Source organism: Rhodococcus sp. ACPA1 (assembly GCF_002300195.1).
Lineage (GTDB): Bacteria > Actinomycetota > Actinomycetes > Mycobacteriales > Mycobacteriaceae > Rhodococcus_F > Rhodococcus_F opacus.
Map to the genome: position 1 here is coordinate 1,463,443 of NZ_NSDX01000003.1, position 18,662 is coordinate 1,482,104.

Annotated in this window: 16 protein-coding genes; 14 read left to right on the forward strand and 2 right to left on the reverse strand. The window is 65.6% G+C overall.

The window, feature by feature from the left end; genetic code table 11:
• The first annotated feature begins 97 nt into the window (after window positions 1-97).
• Entirely contained in the window at window positions 98-814 is a 717-nt protein-coding gene (gene rplA, locus CJ177_RS17360; protein ID WP_005252097.1) for a 50S ribosomal protein L1, read from the forward strand.
• Between the two features lie 66 nt (window positions 815-880).
• On the opposite strand, the gene CJ177_RS17365 is transcribed toward rplA, so the two are convergent.
• Window positions 881-2,500, reverse strand: a complete 1,620-nt coding sequence (locus tag CJ177_RS17365; RefSeq protein ID WP_095868176.1) for an MFS transporter — start codon at window positions 2,498-2,500, stop codon at window positions 881-883.
• 461 nt (window positions 2,501-2,961) lie between these two features.
• Here CJ177_RS17365 and rplJ point away from each other — a divergent pair, with 461 nt between their 5' ends.
• From rplJ to CJ177_RS17430, 13 genes are all read left to right on the forward strand, one after another.
• Window positions 2,962-3,522 (forward strand): 50S ribosomal protein L10, encoded by a 561-nt coding sequence (gene rplJ, locus CJ177_RS17370; protein WP_005252102.1) that lies wholly within the window; start codon window positions 2,962-2,964, stop codon window positions 3,520-3,522.
• A 78-nt stretch (window positions 3,523-3,600) separates the two neighbouring features.
• Complete coding sequence (gene rplL, locus CJ177_RS17375; protein ID WP_005252104.1) at window positions 3,601-3,987, forward strand: 50S ribosomal protein L7/L12; 387 nt, start codon at window positions 3,601-3,603, stop codon at window positions 3,985-3,987.
• Window positions 3,988-4,290: 303 nt separating this feature from the next.
• Window positions 4,291-5,385 (forward strand): ABC transporter ATP-binding protein, encoded by a 1,095-nt coding sequence (locus CJ177_RS17380; protein ID WP_005258257.1) that lies wholly within the window; start codon window positions 4,291-4,293, stop codon window positions 5,383-5,385.
• 9 nt (window positions 5,386-5,394) lie between these two features.
• Window positions 5,395-6,189: an ABC transporter permease gene (locus tag CJ177_RS17385; protein ID WP_005252107.1), complete on the forward strand. Its 795-nt coding sequence runs from the start codon at window positions 5,395-5,397 to the stop codon at window positions 6,187-6,189.
• Between the two features lie 4 nt (window positions 6,190-6,193).
• Entirely contained in the window at window positions 6,194-7,054 is an 861-nt protein-coding gene (locus CJ177_RS17390; protein ID WP_025433123.1) for an ABC transporter permease, read from the forward strand.
• Complete coding sequence (locus tag CJ177_RS17395) at window positions 7,051-8,409, forward strand: MCE family protein (RefSeq protein ID WP_005252110.1); 1,359 nt, start codon at window positions 7,051-7,053, stop codon at window positions 8,407-8,409. Before CJ177_RS17390 ends, CJ177_RS17395 begins: the two co-directional genes overlap by 4 nt.
• The gene (locus CJ177_RS17400) at window positions 8,406-9,485 is read left to right on the forward strand and encodes an MCE family protein (RefSeq protein WP_025433122.1); all 1,080 of its coding nucleotides are present in this window, start codon (window positions 8,406-8,408) and stop codon (window positions 9,483-9,485) included. Before CJ177_RS17395 ends, CJ177_RS17400 begins: the two co-directional genes overlap by 4 nt.
• Entirely contained in the window at window positions 9,482-10,477 is a 996-nt protein-coding gene (locus tag CJ177_RS17405) for an MCE family protein (RefSeq protein ID WP_061696969.1), read from the forward strand. Before CJ177_RS17400 ends, CJ177_RS17405 begins: the two co-directional genes overlap by 4 nt.
• Window positions 10,477-11,733: an MCE family protein gene (locus CJ177_RS17410; protein ID WP_061696968.1), complete on the forward strand. Its 1,257-nt coding sequence runs from the start codon at window positions 10,477-10,479 to the stop codon at window positions 11,731-11,733. Before CJ177_RS17405 ends, CJ177_RS17410 begins: the two co-directional genes overlap by 1 nt.
• A complete protein-coding gene (locus tag CJ177_RS17415) occupies window positions 11,730-13,031 on the forward strand; it encodes an MCE family protein (RefSeq protein ID WP_025433120.1) in 1,302 nt (433 codons plus the stop codon). Before CJ177_RS17410 ends, CJ177_RS17415 begins: the two co-directional genes overlap by 4 nt.
• The gene (locus CJ177_RS17420) at window positions 13,028-14,275 is read left to right on the forward strand and encodes an MCE family protein (RefSeq protein ID WP_005252115.1); all 1,248 of its coding nucleotides are present in this window, start codon (window positions 13,028-13,030) and stop codon (window positions 14,273-14,275) included. Before CJ177_RS17415 ends, CJ177_RS17420 begins: the two co-directional genes overlap by 4 nt.
• Before the next feature lie 134 nt (window positions 14,276-14,409).
• On the forward strand, window positions 14,410-15,012 hold the full coding sequence (locus CJ177_RS17425; RefSeq protein ID WP_061696967.1) for a hypothetical protein: 603 nt from the start codon (window positions 14,410-14,412) through the stop codon (window positions 15,010-15,012).
• 79 nt (window positions 15,013-15,091) lie between these two features.
• A complete protein-coding gene (locus CJ177_RS17430) occupies window positions 15,092-16,042 on the forward strand; it encodes a hypothetical protein (RefSeq protein WP_095868177.1) in 951 nt (316 codons plus the stop codon).
• Window positions 16,043-16,150: 108 nt separating this feature from the next.
• Here CJ177_RS17430 and CJ177_RS17435 read toward each other — a convergent pair whose 3' ends face one another.
• On the reverse strand, window positions 16,151-18,313 hold the full coding sequence (locus CJ177_RS17435; RefSeq protein WP_095868178.1) for an MMPL family transporter: 2,163 nt from the start codon (window positions 18,311-18,313) through the stop codon (window positions 16,151-16,153).
• Window positions 18,314-18,662 lie beyond the last annotated feature (349 nt).

An 18,662-nucleotide genomic window follows, 5' to 3' on the forward strand; every position in this document is an offset into this window, starting at 1 on the left:
AGAAAGCGTGGGAGGGCCGGCCAGGCCCAGACCACTACTGAACCATTCACCATCGCAGACGAGACACACACTGCGGTGAGAAGTTAGGACAGAAGAAATGGCAAAGCGCAGCAAGGCGTATCTCGCCGCCGCTGAGAAGATCGACTTCGACAAGCTGTACAGCCCGCTGCAGGCTGCGAAGCTGGCGAAGGAGACGTCGTCGAGCAAGATGGACGCGACCGTCGAGGTTGCAGTCCGTCTGGGCGTCGACCCCCGCAAGGCGGACCAGATGGTCCGCGGCACGGTCAACCTGCCGCACGGCACCGGTAAGACCGCCCGCGTCATCGTGTTCGCAGTCGGAGAGAAGGCCGCCGAGGCCGAGGCAGCTGGAGCCGACGCCGTCGGCGCCGAGGACCTCATCGAGCGGATCCAGGGTGGATGGCTCGATTTCGACGCCGCCATCGCGACTCCCGATCAGATGGCCAAGGTCGGCCGCATCGCCCGCGTCCTCGGACCGCGTGGCCTGATGCCGAACCCGAAGACCGGCACCGTGACGGCTGACGTCACGAAGGCTGTCGCGGACATCAAGGGCGGAAAGATCAACTTCCGCGTCGACAAGCAGGCCAACCTGCACTTCGTGATCGGCAAGGCATCGTTCGACGACGCCAAGCTGGTGGAGAACTACGGCGCCGCGCTGGACGAGATCCTGCGTGCGAAGCCGTCCTCCGCGAAGGGCCGCTACGTCAAGAAGGTCACCGTTTCGACCACCACCGGCCCGGGCATCCCGGTGGACCCGAACCGCACCCGCAACCTTCTCGAGGATGCCGACGCGTAAGTCACGCTTCACACAGTTCGGCCGGTACGGAAATCTTCCGTACCGGCCGAACTGCTTTTTCCGGGTTCAGTCTTCGTCGGCGGTTCCCGATCCGGACTTCTTTCGCCACGCCAGCATCACGGAGTCCGTGCGAGCCGGCGCCCAGGGCATGAAGATCGCGACGACGAGCGCGCAGACCACCACGGCGCCCGCCGCGACGAGTGACGCAGTGTGCGAGCCCTGCAGGACCGTCGTCTTCATGGTGAGGATGAGATTCTCACGCTGCTGTTCGACGAACGGCGGGATCTCCCGTTTCCGGATCTCGAGCACACTCAGGACCGTCGCGCGTGCGAACCCCTTCTCGTCGTCGTTCATCAACGCGGCCGGAATCCGGTCGAGCAGCGGACTCATCGTCGTCGCGTAGTACGACGCGACGATCGATCCGAGCACGGCGACACCGAGCGTTCCGCCGATCTCCCTGGTCGTGTCGTTCACAGCCGAGCCTGCTCCCGCCTCGTCGAGGGGCAGCGACGCCATGATCGACTCGGTCGCGGGTCCCTGCACGATGGCCAAACCGAGCGCCATCGACACCATCGACGGGAGGACGTCGGTCAGGTAGCTGCTGTCCACGGCCACCTGACCGCCGAGGTACAGGCCGACACCGGTGAGGAGGAGGCCGAACACGATGACCGGGGTCGTCCCGATTCGCTGCGCCAGAAGAGTGGCGACGGGGGCGCCGACCGCCACCGACACCGCGAACGGCAGCGACGCGACACCGAACTCGAACGGCGTGTACTCCCGGACGCCCTGGAAGTACTGCGTGATGAGGAACAGGAAGCCGAACATCGAGAAGTACCCGATGGCGATCGCGAGGGCGGGCAGGGAGAACCTGCGATTGCGGAACAGCCGCAGGTCGAGGATCGGGTGGTCGGTGCGCAGCTCCCAGAGAACGAATCCGATCAGGACCGCGATCGAGAGGGCGACGGCGCCCAACGTGACGGACGACGTCCACCCGTGGTGAGGGGCTTCGATGATCGCCCACACGAGGACGGTGATTCCGGCGATCGAGGCGGCGATTCCGACGAGGTCCATCCGTCCGATGACGGAGGCGCGCGATTCCGGCACCAGGAGCAGTGTCGCTGCCGCCGCGACCACGGCGATCGGCACGTTGATCCAGAAAACGGAGTGCCAGCTGAAATGCTCGAGCAGCCACCCGCCTGCCATCGGCCCGATGGCGATCGCGAATCCGGCCATCGCGGTCCAGGCGGCGATGGCCAGCGCCCGTTCCCGCACGTCGGTGAAGATGTTGATGACGAGGGCGAGGGTCGCGGGGAAGACGGCGGCCGCGAAGACACCCATCGCCGCGCGGGCCGCGATGACCTGCCCCAGACTCTCGGCGTTGGCGCCGGCGACCGACATGACGGCGACGCCGAGCAGGCCGATGACCATGACGCGGCGACGACCGTAGCGGTCGCCGAGGTTGCCGAACGCCAGGAGCAGGCCTGCGAACGTCAGCGTGTAGGCGTCGACGACCCACTGCAGGCCGCTGACGCTGGTGCGGAGTTCGACACCGATCGACGGGAGGGCGACGTTGACGATGGTGTTGTCGAGCACGACCAGCAGTTCGGCCAGGCAGATCACGGCAAGCGCGAGGAAGCGGCGCGTCCGGGACCCGGCCACGACGGCCCGGGCTTCGAGGATTGTCATGACCAAAAGCTAGCTCATACATGTAACGTCGCGTAACAGATAGTTGGATGCGGCTTCAGTCTGTTGAACCACACCGCGGCAACGGAGTGACGCCGATCACTTCCGCCAAGCGGGGCGCGGCCGCGATTTGGCGGTTGTGCAGGCCATGCCGTAATCTGTGCTGCGGAGTTCAATGCAGTATTTGAACTTCACCCCAAATCATGTTCTACCCAAGACCGTTGGTGATCGCTCCCGCAAGGGTGTGATTGAAAGTCCGGGAATGTCCGGCGGCCCACGCAGGAGGACGAGGTAGGGGGATGCGTATCGGTTGTGGGCTCGCGCCCAGGCTGCATCGTTTCCTTTCACGCCCCGTGTGCCCTGCACCGGGGCGTTTTGCATGTCGTGGATTGTGTGCTCCGGGATTCCGGCGGCACGCAGCGGTTCCGAAGTGGGATAACGACTGTCATGAGAGGAGGCGAAGTATGGCAAAGCCTGAGAAGGTTTCCGCGGTTGCGGAGATCACCGAGCAGTTCAAGGGTTCGACCGCTGCTGTGATCACGGAATACCGTGGTCTGACGGTGGGCAACATCACGACACTGCGACGCGCTCTCGGAGAAGGTGCCACCTACTCCGTCGCCAAGAACACCCTGGTCAAGCGTGCCGCTGCTGAGGCGGGCGTCGAGGGCCTTGATGACCTTTTCGTCGGTCCGACCGCCATTGCATTCATCAAGGGCGAGCCCGTCGATGCTGCGAAGGCTCTGAAGAACTTCGCTAAGGACAACAAGGCGCTCATCATCAAGGGCGGCTACATGGACGGCGCTGCGCTGTCCGTGGACGAGGTCAACAAGATCGCGGACCTCGAGTCCCGCGAGATCCTGTTGGCCAAGCTTGCCGGCGCGATGAAGGGCAACTTGGCAAAGGCCGCAGGCCTGTTCAACGCTCCTGCTTCGCAGGTGGCCCGACTGGCTGCTGCTCTGCAGGAAAAGAAGGCCGCAGAAGGCGGAGCTGCCGAAGCTCCCGCCGAGGCTGCAGCCGAAAGCTGATCCGCACCCGCGCATCACTGCTATAACCCCGCCCGGTCGCGGATCAGCGACATGGGACTTACAGGAAGGACCGCCACAATGGCGAAGCTCAGCACCGAAGAGTTGTTGGACCAGTTCAAGGAGCTCACCCTCCTCGAGCTCTCGGAGTTCGTGAAGGCATTCGAGGAGACCTTCGAGGTCACCGCCGCTGCCCCGGTCGCCGTTGCCGCTGCAGGCGGAGCACCGGCTGCCGCCGAGGCTGCTGAGGAGCAGGACGAGTTCGACGTCGTCCTCGAGTCGGCCGGCGACAAGAAGATCCAGGTCATCAAGGTCGTCCGTGAGGTCGTTTCCGGCCTCGGCCTGAAGGAAGCCAAGGACCTCGTCGAGGGTGCTCCGAAGGCCATCCTGGAGAAGGTTGCCAAGGACGCGGCCGACGCCGCCAAGGAGAAGCTCGAGGCTGCCGGCGCGAAGATCACCGTCAAGTAAGACGGTCTCTCCCGCGCTGCTCGCCGAGCAGACGAAGAGGGCCACTCCCCATCTGTGGGGAGTGGCCCTCTTTTTGCGTCCGCAGACGGCTTCGGAGCGTCGACATTCCTGGCCGAAAGCTGGACGCGCGACCAGAAATTTCGCTACCGTTATCCCAGTTCAGACGCGTTGTTTTGCATAGTGGGACCCGCTGTTGGCATGCTTCCTTACTCATGAGTAGCATCCCTTGTCACAGGTAACACGTCGATGCGATAGAGTGACCCAACCCACACGGGGTGAGTGCATCGAACGGTCGCGGAGGTAATGGTGGGAGTCGAGGTATCCGTCGAGGGACTGACCAAGTCGTTCGGCTCGCAGAGGATCTGGCAGGACGTCACATTGACCCTCCCTGCTGGTGAGGTCAGTGCGTTGCTCGGGCCGTCGGGTACGGGTAAGTCGGTGTTCCTGAAGTCGCTGATCGGTCTGCTCCGCCCGGAGCAGGGTTCGATCGTGATCGACGGCACCAACATTCTCGAGTGCTCCAGCAAGGAGCTCTACGAGATCCGGAAGTTGTTCGGGGTGCTGTTCCAGGACGGCGCGCTGTTCGGGTCGATGAACCTGTTCGACAACGTGGCGTTCCCGCTGCGCGAGCACACCAAGAAGTCCGAGTCCGAGATCCGCAAGATCGTGATGGAGAAGATGGAACTCGTCGGCCTGCTCGGGGCCGAGGACAAGCTGCCCGGCGAGATCTCCGGCGGTATGCGCAAGCGCGCGGGCCTGGCCCGGGCCCTGGTGCTGGACCCGCAGATCATCCTCGTCGACGAGCCGGACTCCGGCCTGGATCCGGTGCGAACCACCTACATCTCGCAGACGTTGATCGACATCAACGCCGAGATCGACGCGACGATCCTGATCGTCTCGCACAACATCAATCTCGCGCGGACGGTGCCGGACAACATCGGCATGCTGTTCCGCCGGCATCTGGTGATGTTCGGTCCGCGGGAGGTGCTGCTCACCAGTGAGGAGCCGGTGGTCAAGCAGTTCCTCAACGGCACGATGATCGGTCCGATCGGGATGTCGGAGGAGAAGGACGAGGCCACCATGGCGCAGGAGCAGGCGATGGTCGATGCCGGCCACCATGCCGGTGGTGTCGACGACGTCGAGGGCATCGTCCCGCAGATGAAGGCGACGCCGGGGATGCCGTTCCGGCAGGCCGTCGCCCGCCGTCAGGAACGCGTCCGGCACATCATGCACACCCTGCCGGAGAATGCCCAGATCGCCATCCAGGAAAGCCTCGACGAGACTTCCGGCGGAAACGGTGGCGGGGGCTACGACTACGCATACAGCCAGGAAGACACACAGGTCATCCCCGCATACCGGGGCGAAGGATACGAAAACACCACTCACGGGCAAGGGTAGGCATATCGGATGGGGGTTACCCGCAGCTCGGTCTTGCGGCCGGTCAACGGTGCGCTGACGCAGGCCGGAAATATCGTCGAGCTCTTCGTCGACGTTGCACGAAACACGTTCAAGCGGCCGTTCCAGTTCCGCGAGTTCATCGAACAGGCCTGGTTCATCGCCAGCGTCACGATCCTGCCGACGGCAATGGTCGCGATTCCGTTCGGTGCAGTGGTGTCTCTGCAGACCGGATCGCTCATCAAGCAGCTCGGCGCAGAGTCGTTCACGGGAGCGGCCAGCGTGCTCGCCGTCATCCAGCAGGGTTCCCCGCTGGTGACGGCACTTCTGGTGGCCGGGGCTGCGGGCTCGGCCGTCACGGCGGATCTCGGTGCGCGGACGATCCGCGAAGAGATCGACGCCATGGAGGTCCTCGGTATCAACCCGATTCAGCGACTCGTCGTGCCTCGGGTGCTTGCCATGGTTCTCGTCGCGATCCTGCTCAACGGTCTCGTGTCCGTGGTCGGTATCGCGGGCGGGTACTTCTTCAACGTCATTCTCCAAGGGGGTAATCCCGGTGCGTACCTGGCATCGTTCTCGGCCTTCGCGCAGCTTCCCGACATCTGGGTCGGCGAGCTCAAGGCGGCCGTCTTCGGTGTCATCGCCGGTGTCATCGCCGCGTACAAGGGCCTCCACCCGAAGGGCGGACCCAAGGGCGTGGGTGACGCGGTGAACCAGTCCGTGGTGATCACGTTCCTGCTGCTGTTCTTCGCGAACCTGATCCTGACCATGGTGTACCTCCAAATCGTTCCGGCGAAGGGATCGTGACCCGATGACAATCGCCAAGGGACGCGGTGACCGGACGCTGATGGCGGCACGCCGAGTCGGTCGTGCGCCGCTCAACGTGCTCGACCGGGCCGGCGAGCAGATGTCGTTCTACGCCAGGGCAATCGCCTGGTCGCCCCACACTCTCGTGCACTACCGCAAGGAAGTGCTCCGGCTTCTCGCCGAGGTCACGTTCGGCAGCGGCGCGCTCGCCGTCATCGGCGGCACCATCGGCGTCATCGCGATGATGTCCGGTTTCACCGGCGTCGTCGTCGGACTGCAGGGTTTCGCCGCGCTCGAACAGCTGGGCAGCTCGGTTCTCACCGGCTTCCTGTCCGCGTACGTCAACACCCGTGAGATTGCGCCGATCGTTGCGGCACTCGCGCTCTCGGCCACCGTCGGTTGTGGTTTCACCGCGCAGCTCGGCGCCATGCGGATCTCGGAGGAGATCGACGCGCTGGAGGTCATGGCGGTGCCGAGTGTGCCGTTCCTCGTCACCACCCGCATGATCGCGGGATTCGTCGCCGTCATCCCGCTGTACATCGTCGGTCTGCTCGCGGCCTATCTCGCCTCCCGCATCATCAGTACGGTGTTCAACGGCCAGTCGACCGGGTCGTACGACCACTACTTCAACTTGTTCCTGCCACCGCAGGACGTCCTGTATTCGTTCGCGAAAGTGCTGATCTTCGCGTTCGTGCTGATCCTGATCCATTGCTACTACGGCTATCACGCGTCGGGCGGTCCCGCCGGTGTGGGTGTGGCCGTGGGTCGGGCGGTCCGCACCGCGATCGTCACCATCGCCGTTCTCGACTTCTTCCTGAGCCTCGCCATCTGGGGCACGACGACCACAGTGAGGGTGGCCGGATGAGCAACACGACATCTGTTGTGGGCCGACGGGTGCTGGGGCTGGTGTTCTTCCTCGTCCTCGCGTTGTTCCTGGTCTTCACCATCGGCATGTTCAACAAGACGTTCACCAAGGTCGTCAAGATCGACCTCCTCACCGATACCGCCGGAAATGCGCTGCCGCCCAATGCGGACGTGAAGGTCCGAGGCCTCATCGTCGGTGAGGTGCGCTCGGCGTCCTCCCAGGAGGGCGAGGTCACCCTGGCTCTCGCGATCCAGCCGGACAAGGCGCCGCTGATTCCGTCCAACGCGACGGCGCGGCTGCTGCCCAAGACGCTGTTCGGCGAGCGTTACGTGTCGCTGATCGTTCCCGAGGGCGACACGGCTCCGCCGATCCAGGCCGGCGACACGCTGCGTCAGGACAAGAGCGGCAACGCCGTCGAGGTCGGCGAGGTTCTGGACGGTCTGTTGCCGCTGCTGCAGGCGATTCCGCCGCAGGACCTGGCGAACACGCTCGGTGCGCTGTCCCAGGGATTGAGCGGCCGCGGTGCCGAACTCGGCCTGACGCTCGACCGTCTCGAGGAGATCTTCGGCGGGCTGAACACCGAACTTCCTGCCATCCAGGAGGATCTGCGCGGTCTGGCAGATTTCTCGCAGACGTACTCCGAGGCGGCACCCGACCTGGTCAACGCCCTCGACAACCTGCGTACCACCGGAAATACCGTGGTGGAAAAGCAGGGCGAGATCTCCACGTTGCTCGCGTCGCTGACCGGAACCGCGTCGAGCACCGCGGATCTCCTGCAGACCAACGCCGAATCGATCGTGAGTATCGCCGCCGATTCGCGTGAGGCACTGCAGATCCTCGGCCGTTACTCGCCGAGTTTCGCCTGCACGTTCGCGGGCTTCGCGAAGTCCGCTCCCGTCGCCCGTGAACTGCTGGCACCGGACGATCCGTACCCGGGTGTGCGTGCCAGCGTGCAGTTCGTCAATCCGAAGGGTCGCTACGTGCCCAACCAGGACGAGCCGCGGCTGCTCGACAACCGCGGACCGGCTTGCTACGACAACGTCACCGCTCCGGGTGGGAAGTTCCCGCAGTACCCGGGCGGGTCGTCCTACAACGACGGTGCCTACCAGGTGCCCTCGCGGAATCCCGGCCCGTCGACCATCGACTTCTTCCCGGCGCCCGCCGGGGTCCCCGATCAGGTCCCGGGGTACGGAGCCGAGGTCACGCCCGCAAGTTACGCGGGTTCGAAGATGGAGCAGGACACGTTGGACGTCGTCTACGGCGAGGCCGGGGGCATGGCGCCGGAGGACGTGCCGAGCTGGACGACACTGGTCGGCGCGCCGACCATGAGGGGGACTGAGGTGAGCTTCAAGTGAGGGGCCTGGCCGCACCATTGGTCAAGCTGATCGTGTTCGCCGTGGTCACCATCCTCGCGACCGGTCTCCTGGCCGCCACCATCGCCAACCTCGGTGGCGGCGGTGGCACCAAGTTCAACGCGATCTTCTCGGACGTCACCTCGCTCAACGAGGGCGACGAGGTCCGCATCGCCGGTGTGCGCGTGGGTCAGGTCGAGAAGATCGCGATCCACGACGACCGCGAGGCAGAGGTCCAGTTCACGGTGTCGGAACGGGACTGGCTGCCCGCCAGCACCACCGCGACCATCCGCTTCCGGAACCTCGTGGGGCAGCGCTACATCGCGCTCGAACAGGGCGAGGGTCAGCAGGGAATGAAGATGAGCGGCGGCGACACCATTCCGATGGAGCGGACGAAGCCTGCCGTCAACCTCACCACGCTGTTCGACGGGTTCCGTCCGCTGTTCCAGACCCTCAGCGCCGACGACGTGAACAAGTTGTCGTACCAGATCATCCAGGTGTTCCAGGGTGAGTCGGGAACCATCACGGAACTCGTCAAGAACACGGCAAGCCTCACCAACACCGTCGCCGACAAGGATCGGGTGATCGGTGCGGTGATCAACAACCTCAACGACGTGCTGGCCACGGTGAATCAGCGTGACGATCAACTCGATTCGCTGATCGTCAACACCCAGCAACTCGTCACGGGCCTGGCGAACGAGCGGGGAACCGTCGGCTCGGCGGTGACGTCCCTCGCGGGACTGACCGACGCGACGGCCGACCTGCTCGAACCCACCCGACCGTCCATCCAGGAATCCATCACGTCGCTGAACACGCTGGCGACGACGTTGAACCGTAACTCCGACACGGTCAACAGCGTTCTCCAGACGCTTCCGGTGAAGCTCGAGAAGCTCGGCCGGGCAGCCAGTTACGGATCCTGGTTCCAGTTCTACCTCTGTGGAGTCGACATCGTCGCAGGACCAGGTACCGCGCCCCAACTGAACCTGCCCACGGGCTTGCCCACCGTCAACCAGCCGATCTATACGAACTCGGCGAAACGGTGCACGCAGGACGGCCTACAGGAGTTGCAGACACGATGAGCAGACGTCGCAGCCCGGCAGTGGCTGGTGCCCTCGGCATTCTCGTGGTGCTGTTGGCCACCCTGTCGGCATTCTTCCTCGATTCGCTGCCGTTCATCGGCGCCGGATCGACCTATCACGCCGAATTCACCGAGGCGGCAGGGCTCAAGCCCTCCAACGAGGTCCGGATCGCCGGCGTCAAGGTCGGCAAGGTCACGTCCGTCGAACTCGACGGCGACCATGTGGACGTCGCCTTCAAGGTGTCGGATGCGTGGGTCGGCAACGAGACGTCGGCGTCCATCCAGATCAAGACGATCCTGGGCCAGAAGTATCTGGCCCTCGACCCCCGCGGCTCGGACACGTTGAATCCGAGCGACGTGATCCCGTTGGACCGCACCACGTCTCCGTACGACGTGATCGAGGCGTTCTCGGCCGCCGCACAGACGGTGGGTGACATCGACTCCGATCAGCTCGCGCAGAGCATGGTGACGCTGTCGCAGGCGTTCGAGGGAACTCCCACGGAGATCCGAGCCTCCCTGGACGGTGTGAGCAGGCTGTCGCAGACCATCGCCAGCCGCGATCAGGAACTGCAGAAACTGTTCGACGCAACCGGCAAGACCACCAAGGTCCTCGCCGACCGCAACGCCGAATTCAACCGGTTGATCAGCGACGCCGGTCTGCTGCTCGGTGAGCTCAACAGCCGTCAGCAGTCGATTTCCCAGCTGCTCACCGGAACTCAGCGGCTGTCGCAGCAGTTGACCGGGCTCGTGCGCGACAACGAGGCCGCCATCGGTCCCGCGCTCGAACAGCTCGACGGTGTCGTCGAGATCCTCGAGGCCAACAACGAGAACCTGGACAAGGCGATGAAACTGTACGAGCCGTTCGTCCGCCTGTACACGAACGTGGTCGGTAACGGTCGCTGGTTCGACCAGGTCGTGGTGAACCTCCTGCCGCCGGGTCTGCCCGACATTCCCGGTCCGCGCGATCCCGTTCGCACGTTGGGGGGTAACTGATGGCAGACGTCGAGAACGGAGCAGAGCGCGGCGGTCGCGGCGGGGTCGTCCTCATCGCGGGAATCGTCATCGTCGCGCTGGTGATCGCCGGCGCCCTGTGGTGGTTGTTCACCCGCGCAGGCACCACGCAGATCACCGCGTACTTCGACAAGTCGGTGGGCATCTACGAGGGTTCCGACGTGCGGATCCTCGGTGTGAAGGTCGGATCCGTCGACGGTGTCGAACCGCAGGGCGACCAGGTGAAGGTCGACATGCGCGTCGATCGTGGCGTCGACATTCCCGCCGACGCGAAGGCCGCCCAGGTCACGCCGTCCGTGGTGTCCGACCGCTACATCCAGCTCGCGCCCGCCTACACGGGCGGCGACAAGATGCAGAGCGGTGCCGTGATCTCGCGTGACCGCACGGCCACCCCCGTCGAGGTGGATGAGCTGTACGCGAGTATCGAGAAGCTCTCCACCGCTCTCGGCCCGGACGGGGCGAACAAGGAAGGCGCGCTGTCGCAGTTCGTCGAGACCGGCGCGGCCAACCTCGACGGCAACGGAGAGGCGCTGGGGCAGAGCATCACTCAGCTGTCCGACGCCGCCCGCACGCTCAACGAGAGTCGCGGCGACCTGTTCGACACCGTGAAGAACCTCCAGGTGTTCGTGGGTGCGCTGGCGGCCAACGATCAGCAGGTCCGCGACTTCAATTCGCAGCTCTCCGACCTGTCCGGATTCCTTGCGGGGGAGCGGGAGAACCTCGGTGCCGCCCTGAACCAGCTGGCGATCGCCCTCGGCGACGTCTCGAAGTTCGTGGCCGACAACAGGGAGATCCTCGCCGAGAACGTGGACGATCTGGTTCCGGTGACGCAGACCCTCGCGGACAACCGCGAGTCGCTGGTCAACTCACTGACCCTGCTTCCGCTGGCGATCAGCAACCTGGCCAACTCCTACGACGCGGAGTCCGGCAACCTGGCCTCGCGCCTGGCGTTCCCGGATCTGCAGGATCCGGCCGGCGTCGCGTGCAAGTTGATCGACCTCGGCAAGCTGGTTCCCGGCGATCCACGGTTCGAGCAACTCGGACGTCAGATGCAGCCGCTGATCGACAACTGCGCCAACATCACGTCGCAGATCACGCAATCGGCGAAGACGCCGTCGCTCGTGCTTCCCTTCGGAATCATGAGTGCCGACAACATTCAGCGGACGGTCACGCCCGGCACGGTGCCGGGTGTCGTGTCGCCGCGATTCGAAGGCGCAACGGGTGGTGAGGGCGAATGAAGCGGTCGGTAATCCTCGGCGCCGGTGCGTGCGCCGTCGCCATTGCAGTGACGTCCTGCTCGTCGGAGGGAATCTACGGAGTTCCGCTGCCGGGCGGTCCGGATGTCGGTGATCACCCGATGCACCTGACGATCCAGTTCGACGACGTCCTCGACCTCGTCCCGCAGTCCGCGGTCAAGGTCGACGGTGTTCCGGTGGGCCGGGTCGAATCGATCAAGGTGGCGCCGGACGGCTGGACGGCGGATGTGGAGGTCGTCCTCGACTCGTCCGTCGATCTCGCGGCCAACGCGGTCGCCGCCATCGAGCAGACCAACCTGCTCGGCGAGAAGTTCGTCCAGCTGTCCGAACCGCCGGAGGACAAGGATCCCGCGCGGCTCGAGGACGGCGACACGATCTCTCTCGATCGCACCCGGCACGCCACCGAGATCGAGCAGGTACTCGGCGCGCTGTCGCTGCTGCTCAACGGTGGCGGCGTCGGCCAGTTGCAGCCGATCGTGCACGAACTGACCACCGCACTCGACGGGCGTGAGGATCGTGTCCGCGGACTTCTCGAGCAGGCGAACACGCTGATCGACGGTCTCAACCAGCAGCGCGACGACATCACCCGCGCCCTGGACGGACTCGACACCTTGACCACGCGGGTGAACGAACAGAACGAGAAGATCGGGCTGATCCTCGACCAGCTCCCGATCGCCGCCGAAGTGCTCAACGAGCAGCGTCCGCAGCTCACCCAGATGCTGACGCAACTGGACCGACTCGGTACCGTCGGCACGGACGTGATCAACAGATCGAAGAACGATCTGATCGCGGACCTCCTCGCACTGCGGCCGACGCTGAAGGCGCTCGCCGAGTCCGGCGACGACCTGCCCAATTCGCTCGCGTTCATCCCGACCGTCCCGTTCCCGGACGGCGTCGAGAAGATCGCGCTCGGCGGATCGGTCAACCTGTTCCTCACGGTCGACCTGCAGATCGGCGATGCGCTCAGCGCACTCGGCGTCGGTCAGGGCGACCCGGTGTACGTGCCGCCGAAGTTCGGTGAGCCCAAGCCGATCGTCGATCCCTCGAACCCGTACTACAACGGCAACGGACCGAAGCCGGGTTGGCCGACGGTGTCGCTGCTGCCGATTCCGCCGATCATTCCCGCCCCGACGGGTCTGCGGATCCCGGGTCTCCCCGGAACCGCGCCTGCGGCCGGCAACGGTGGCGCGGAGAACGGCACGACGGACGGCGCGGCGCCGTCGCCGCAGAACCCGCTCGGGGGACTGCTGGAGCAGTTCGGAATAGGGGGTGGACAGTGAGGTCACGACTGGTCAGGATCCAGCTCGTCGCGTTCGCCATCGTGGCGATGCTCGGGCTGGTCTACGTCGGCGCCAAATACGTCCGCCTCGACAACCTGCTCGGGTTCGGTGAGTTCGACGTGAACGCGCAGTTCAAGGACTCCGGCGGCATCTTCACCAACGCCGAGGTCACGTACCGCGGAGTTCCCGTCGGCCGGGTCGGCGACTTGTCGCTGACCGCGGACGGAATCAACGTCGAGTTGAAGATCTCCTCCGGTGGGCCCGACATCCCGGCGTCGGCCAAGGCCGTCGTCGCCAACCGATCCGCGATCGGTGAGCAGTACGTGGACCTGCAGCCCGACAGCGACCAAGGGCCGTTCCTCGCACAGGGCTCGGTGATCACCGAGGCCGACACGTCGACACCCGTTCCGGTCGAGCAGGTGCTGATGGCCACCGACGGTCTGGTCCGGTCGGTTCCGGTCGACTCGCTGCGCACGGTCGTTACCCAGCTGGGAACGGCATTCAACGGTAAGGGCGAGGATCTGCAGACACTCGCGGATTCTCTGTCGACGCTGACGAAGGACGGACTCGACGTCCTCCCGCAGACGCTGGCCCTCATCCGGGACAGCCAGACGGTGCTGGCGACGCAGTCCGACCAGTCCTCCGCGATCGTCCAGTTCAGCTCGGACCTCGACGCGGTTGCGGCGCAGCTGCGGACCAGCGACCCCGATCTCCGCGCGATCATCGACAAGGGAATTCCGGCGAGCGACGAGATCGGTCTGCTGGTGAACCAGATCGGTCCGAGTCTCACCACCGACCTGACGAACCTCGCCGCGGTCGGCGACAAGCTGGCTCCGCAGGCGATCGCGCTGCGGCCGATCCTGATGTTCCTGCCTGCCATCGCGGCGTCCGCGTCGACCGTGGCCCCCGGCGACGGCACGGTGCATCAGGGCATCGTCCTGGAAACCAACAATCCGCCGTCGTGCACACTCGGTTACGAAGGGACACAGGAGATCCTGGCCGAGATGAAGCGGCAGGACCCGAACTTCGACGACACCCAGCAGGACTTCCCGTACAACACGAAGGCCAACTGCGACGCTCCCCAGGGAAGCGTGACGGGTGTGCGAAGTGCAGACCGCATCGTGTTCGCCGATCCGGACACGATCCAGCCGTGGGATTTCAAGCCGAAGGTCATGCCTGACACTCTCAACTTGAATCCCATCGCAACGCAGCTCGCGCCGCTCCTCGGGGTTACTCCCAAGTAGCATTCGGTCCCGACCGAGGGCGAGTAGAAGATAACAATCAGTAGGGTATTGGTGTGACGCGAATTACCACGCCCCCGGAGTCGGGACAATCGACTCCGGGGAAGGACAGAACTCTGAAGGCCTCGTTTGCTGCGGTGACCGCACTGGTGGTGATCGCGGTTGTCGCAGCCGGATGGTTTGGCTTCGGGTGGGCGCGCGCTCTCTTCGTGGACAAGCCGATCGCCGACGCACGCGATTCCGCGTTGACGGGCGCCCAGCAGGCCGCGATCAACCTCAACTCGGTCGATTCGAAAGACCTCGACGGATCCTTCGAGAACATGAAGTCGTCGATCACGGGCGACAAGATGAACCAGGACCTCCAGGCGACGATGGACGGGTTCACCGACCAGATGCGTCAATCGGGTGCGGCGAGCAAGGCCGAGCTGATCCAGGGCACACTCACGGAACTGAACACTGACGACGGCACCGCGAAGGCTCTGGTCGTCGTGGCAGTCACCACCACGTGGCCCGACCGCTTCGACAAGGCCAAGGTGACGATGCGGATGGACGTGCAGGACGTGGACGGGGTCTGGAAGGCCTCGTCGGTCGAGCCGGTGGGCGGGCGTATTCCGCTCGAGAGTGGTCCGGTGCCCGCCGACGGCGCTGCCCCCGCCCCGGCCCCCACCGAACCGGCTCCCGCCGAGCAGGCGCCGGCTGAACAGGCGCCTGCTCCCGAAGACGACAGCGGCGGTCAGTAGTCCTGATGTGCCGCGGCGGCGTGTCGCTGCGGTGTCCACGTCGACGACAGCTCGTCGTGTAATGAGAAAGTGGTGAACTATGCCCCCCAAGCGCCGAAACAACGTGCCGGACAGCGCTGCAAAGGGCAGGCGTCCGCGCGTGGCGGGGACCCGTCAGACAACGCCGAAGCCGCCCCGATCGGAAACCCCGGCCACTGAGCCTGTGACGAAGGCAGAGTCGGTGACGAAGGCAGAGCCGACAACGAAGCCGGAACCGGCGAAGAAGCAAGAGCCGGTCGAGAAGTCGGCCCCGGTGGCGAAGGCCGAGGCCGCAACGGCCACAGCAGCAGCAGCAGCCGCCGCGGCCTCGTCCACCGCGTCCGCCGAGGCGTCGAAGACCTCCGACGCGGACAAGACCGTGTCGATGGCCAAGCCGGTGTCGACCGCGAAGGCCGCGTCCGCGGGAAAGACGAAGGTGCCCAACCTTCAACCGCGCATCAGCAAGCAGCAGGCCCCCACCGCCGCCGAGACCGCGGCCGATGACAACGGGTCCAGCAGGATCACCTGGAAGCTCGTCGGGATCCTCGGCGCCGTGGCGGTGGTGCTCGGGGTGTTCGCGGTCGTCGCGGCATTCAAGCCCGGCGCAGACATCACGAACACCGCCTGGGTCGACGAGGGCGCCACTGCCGAGGTGACCAAGGCGGGAACCGAGGCGATCGAGACGCTGTACACGTACAGCTACGAAACGATCGATCAGGACTTCGAGAAGGCTCGCGGCTACCTCAACGATGCCAAGCGTGAAGAATTCGACTCGACCGCCGACACCACCAAGGAGGCCGCCATCCAGACCAAGACGGCCACCCAGGCCTCCGTCACCGACATCGGCGTCACGGTGCTCGACGGCCACCGCGCCGAGCTGCTCGCGCACATGAACGTCAGCGCCACCGGTGACGCCGTGGCTCAGGGCAGTGCCGCGACCCCGTTGTCGATCAAGATGGAGAAGATCGACGGCAAGTGGGTGCTGTCCGACATCTCCGACAGTGAGGGCTGATCCTGCCGCCCGGAAAGAATTGAGCTGGAACGGGATCCGTGCACCCTGGGCGGGTGCTCGCTGAATTACCCTCTCCGGCAGAGCAACCGGATTCCCATCCGATCGTCTTCACGATTGGATGGGAATCTGTTGCTGCGGTGTCGGTTTCGGATCCTCAGGGGAACCGGGGGTAGGTGCCTTCCGTGCCAGGAATCCCGGCGCCCACCAATTGGCCTCACCCATCAGCTTCACCAGGGCGGGCACCAGCATCATGCGGATGACGGTGGCGTCGATGAGTAGCGCGACGATCATGCCGAGTCCGATGAATCGCATCATCGTCAGCTCCGAGAGCGTGAACGCGCCGGTGACGACGATCAGCAGCGCGGCGGCCGCCGTCACGATGCGCCCCGTATGTGCCGTGCCGATCCGCACGGCCTCTTCGGTCGACGCACCCTTGTCGTGGGCCTCGACCATTCGCGACATCAGGAAGATCTCGTAGTCGGTGGAGAGGCCGAACACCACCGCGATGATGAGGACGACCATCGTCGCGGGTAGCGGCCCCGGCGTGACTCCGAGGAATTCGGCACCGTGGCCGTCCTCGAAGATCCACGTGAGCACGCCGAACGAGGCGGCGAGGCTCAGAGTGGCCATCGCGATCGCCTTCAGGGGCAGCACCACGGACCGGAACGCCAGGAGCATCAGCACGAAGGTGACGGCCACCATGATCCCGATCATCCACGGCAGTCGCGCGGCCATCGCGTCGAGTCCGTCGGCGGTCAGGGCGTTCAACCCGCCCAGCATCTTCTCGGTGCCTTCCGGGGGCGGGAGGTCGCGCAGTGCGGCGGCCGTCGCCATGGCCCCCGTCGTGCGGTCGGCGTCGTCGAAGATGGCCCGGATGGCGACGAACGTGTCGGTGGCGCCGACCGGGACCACCCGCTGGACTCCGTCGACCGCGGCCGTCGCCCGGAAGAGCTCTGCCGTGGCGGCCGGGGGCGGGGCCTTGCCGTCGCTGCCCTGCAGGATCAGGGTCGCCCCGTTGTTGGCGAGCGGGAAGTCGGCGGCGAGATCGTCGACGGCGACCCGGAGTGGGTGAGCCGCGGGCAGTCCGGTGTGATCGAGATCACCCAGCGCCGCGCCTGCGAGAGGCGCGGCGAGTACGAGCAGCCCCGCGACGATGGCCGTCGCGATCGGGACGGGCCGCCGCATGACCCGGGCGGCTACGCCGCCCCAGAACCGGTGCGCCCTGTCTTCGCCGCGTTCGACCACACCCGGTCGCCACGTCAGCGAGTTGATGCGAGGCCCGAGCAGCGCGAGTGCTGCGGGTAGCGCCGACAGCGACAGCACGGCGGCGATCCCGATGGCCGCCATCCCGCCGTAGGCGAACGACCGCACGATGGCCTGGGGAAACACGAGCATGCCTACGAAACCGCACACCAGGAGGAGGGCGGAGAACCCCACGGTCCGGCCGGCCGTGGCGAGCGTCCGGCGGACCGCGTCGTCGGTGCGGGCGCCCGACCGCAGCTCCTCGCGGAACCGGGTCACGACGAACAATCCGTAGTCGATGGACATGCCGAGCCCGACGAGGCTCGCGATGTTCACCGAGAACGCGCTGACCTCGGTGAAATACGAGATCACGCGCAGGGCGCCGAGGGCGCCGAGGATCGCGAGACCGCCGACGCACAGCGGGACGGCCGCGCCGACGAGGCCGCCGAAGATGACGAGCAGAAGGAGCAGCAGAAGCGGGAAGGACACCGCCTCGGCTCGCAGTAGATCACTCTCGGACACCTCGTTGAAGGCGTTGGCGGCCGCGCTGAAGCCGCTGAACTCCGCATCCGTGCCGTCGATGACCAGCAGGTGTTCGAGATCGTGGTACGCGGCGATCCGAGTGTTCTCGTCGCCGCTCAGCGACAGCACCAGCAGTCCCTCGGTGCCGTCGGTGGACCGCAGGAACTCCTTCGCCTGCGGCGGCGCCGACCAATACGACAGGGGAGTGTTGGCGAGCATTCCGGGGTCGATCTGCGCCACGTGGGCGGCCACCTCGGGCCCGAGGTCGTCGATCGGCGAACCCGGACGTGCGTGGTAGGTGACCGCAAGATCGGGAGTCTGCCGTCCGAACGTCCCCTCGATCAGGCGCTCGACGCCCGCGGACTCGCTGCCCGGATCGGTGTACCCGCCGAGGCTCAGCCGGTCGAACACGCCCGATCCCCACGCCCCACCGAGCAGCACCAGCAGCACCGTGGCGGCGAGGACCAGCTTCGGACGGGCGACGACGAACGAACTCCAGCGCGTCACGGCTCTGCTTCCCTCGAGAAATCGACGGCGATCGCGTGCGCATATTGTTCACCGCCCGTCAGCGGCTGGGAAGGGGCGGCGGGGACAGCCCCCGGGCCTCGCGAAACGACGCGACACGCCCCCTAACTCTTGACGCCGCGATGATCACGCGTCACTCTGATGCGTGAACATGCGCAGTGACGCGTGGCCAAGCGCCCGGCTGGGTGCTGTTTCGGGTGCCCGACTCGACATCTACTGAGTTTGGGTGTACTTTTGGACGTTGCGCTGGCTGCCTCCTGTCCACCCCTCGTCCGCACCGCTGCGAAGTGATTCACTCTTCAGCAACTGTGACGAGTTTCGTTCGGGTTGT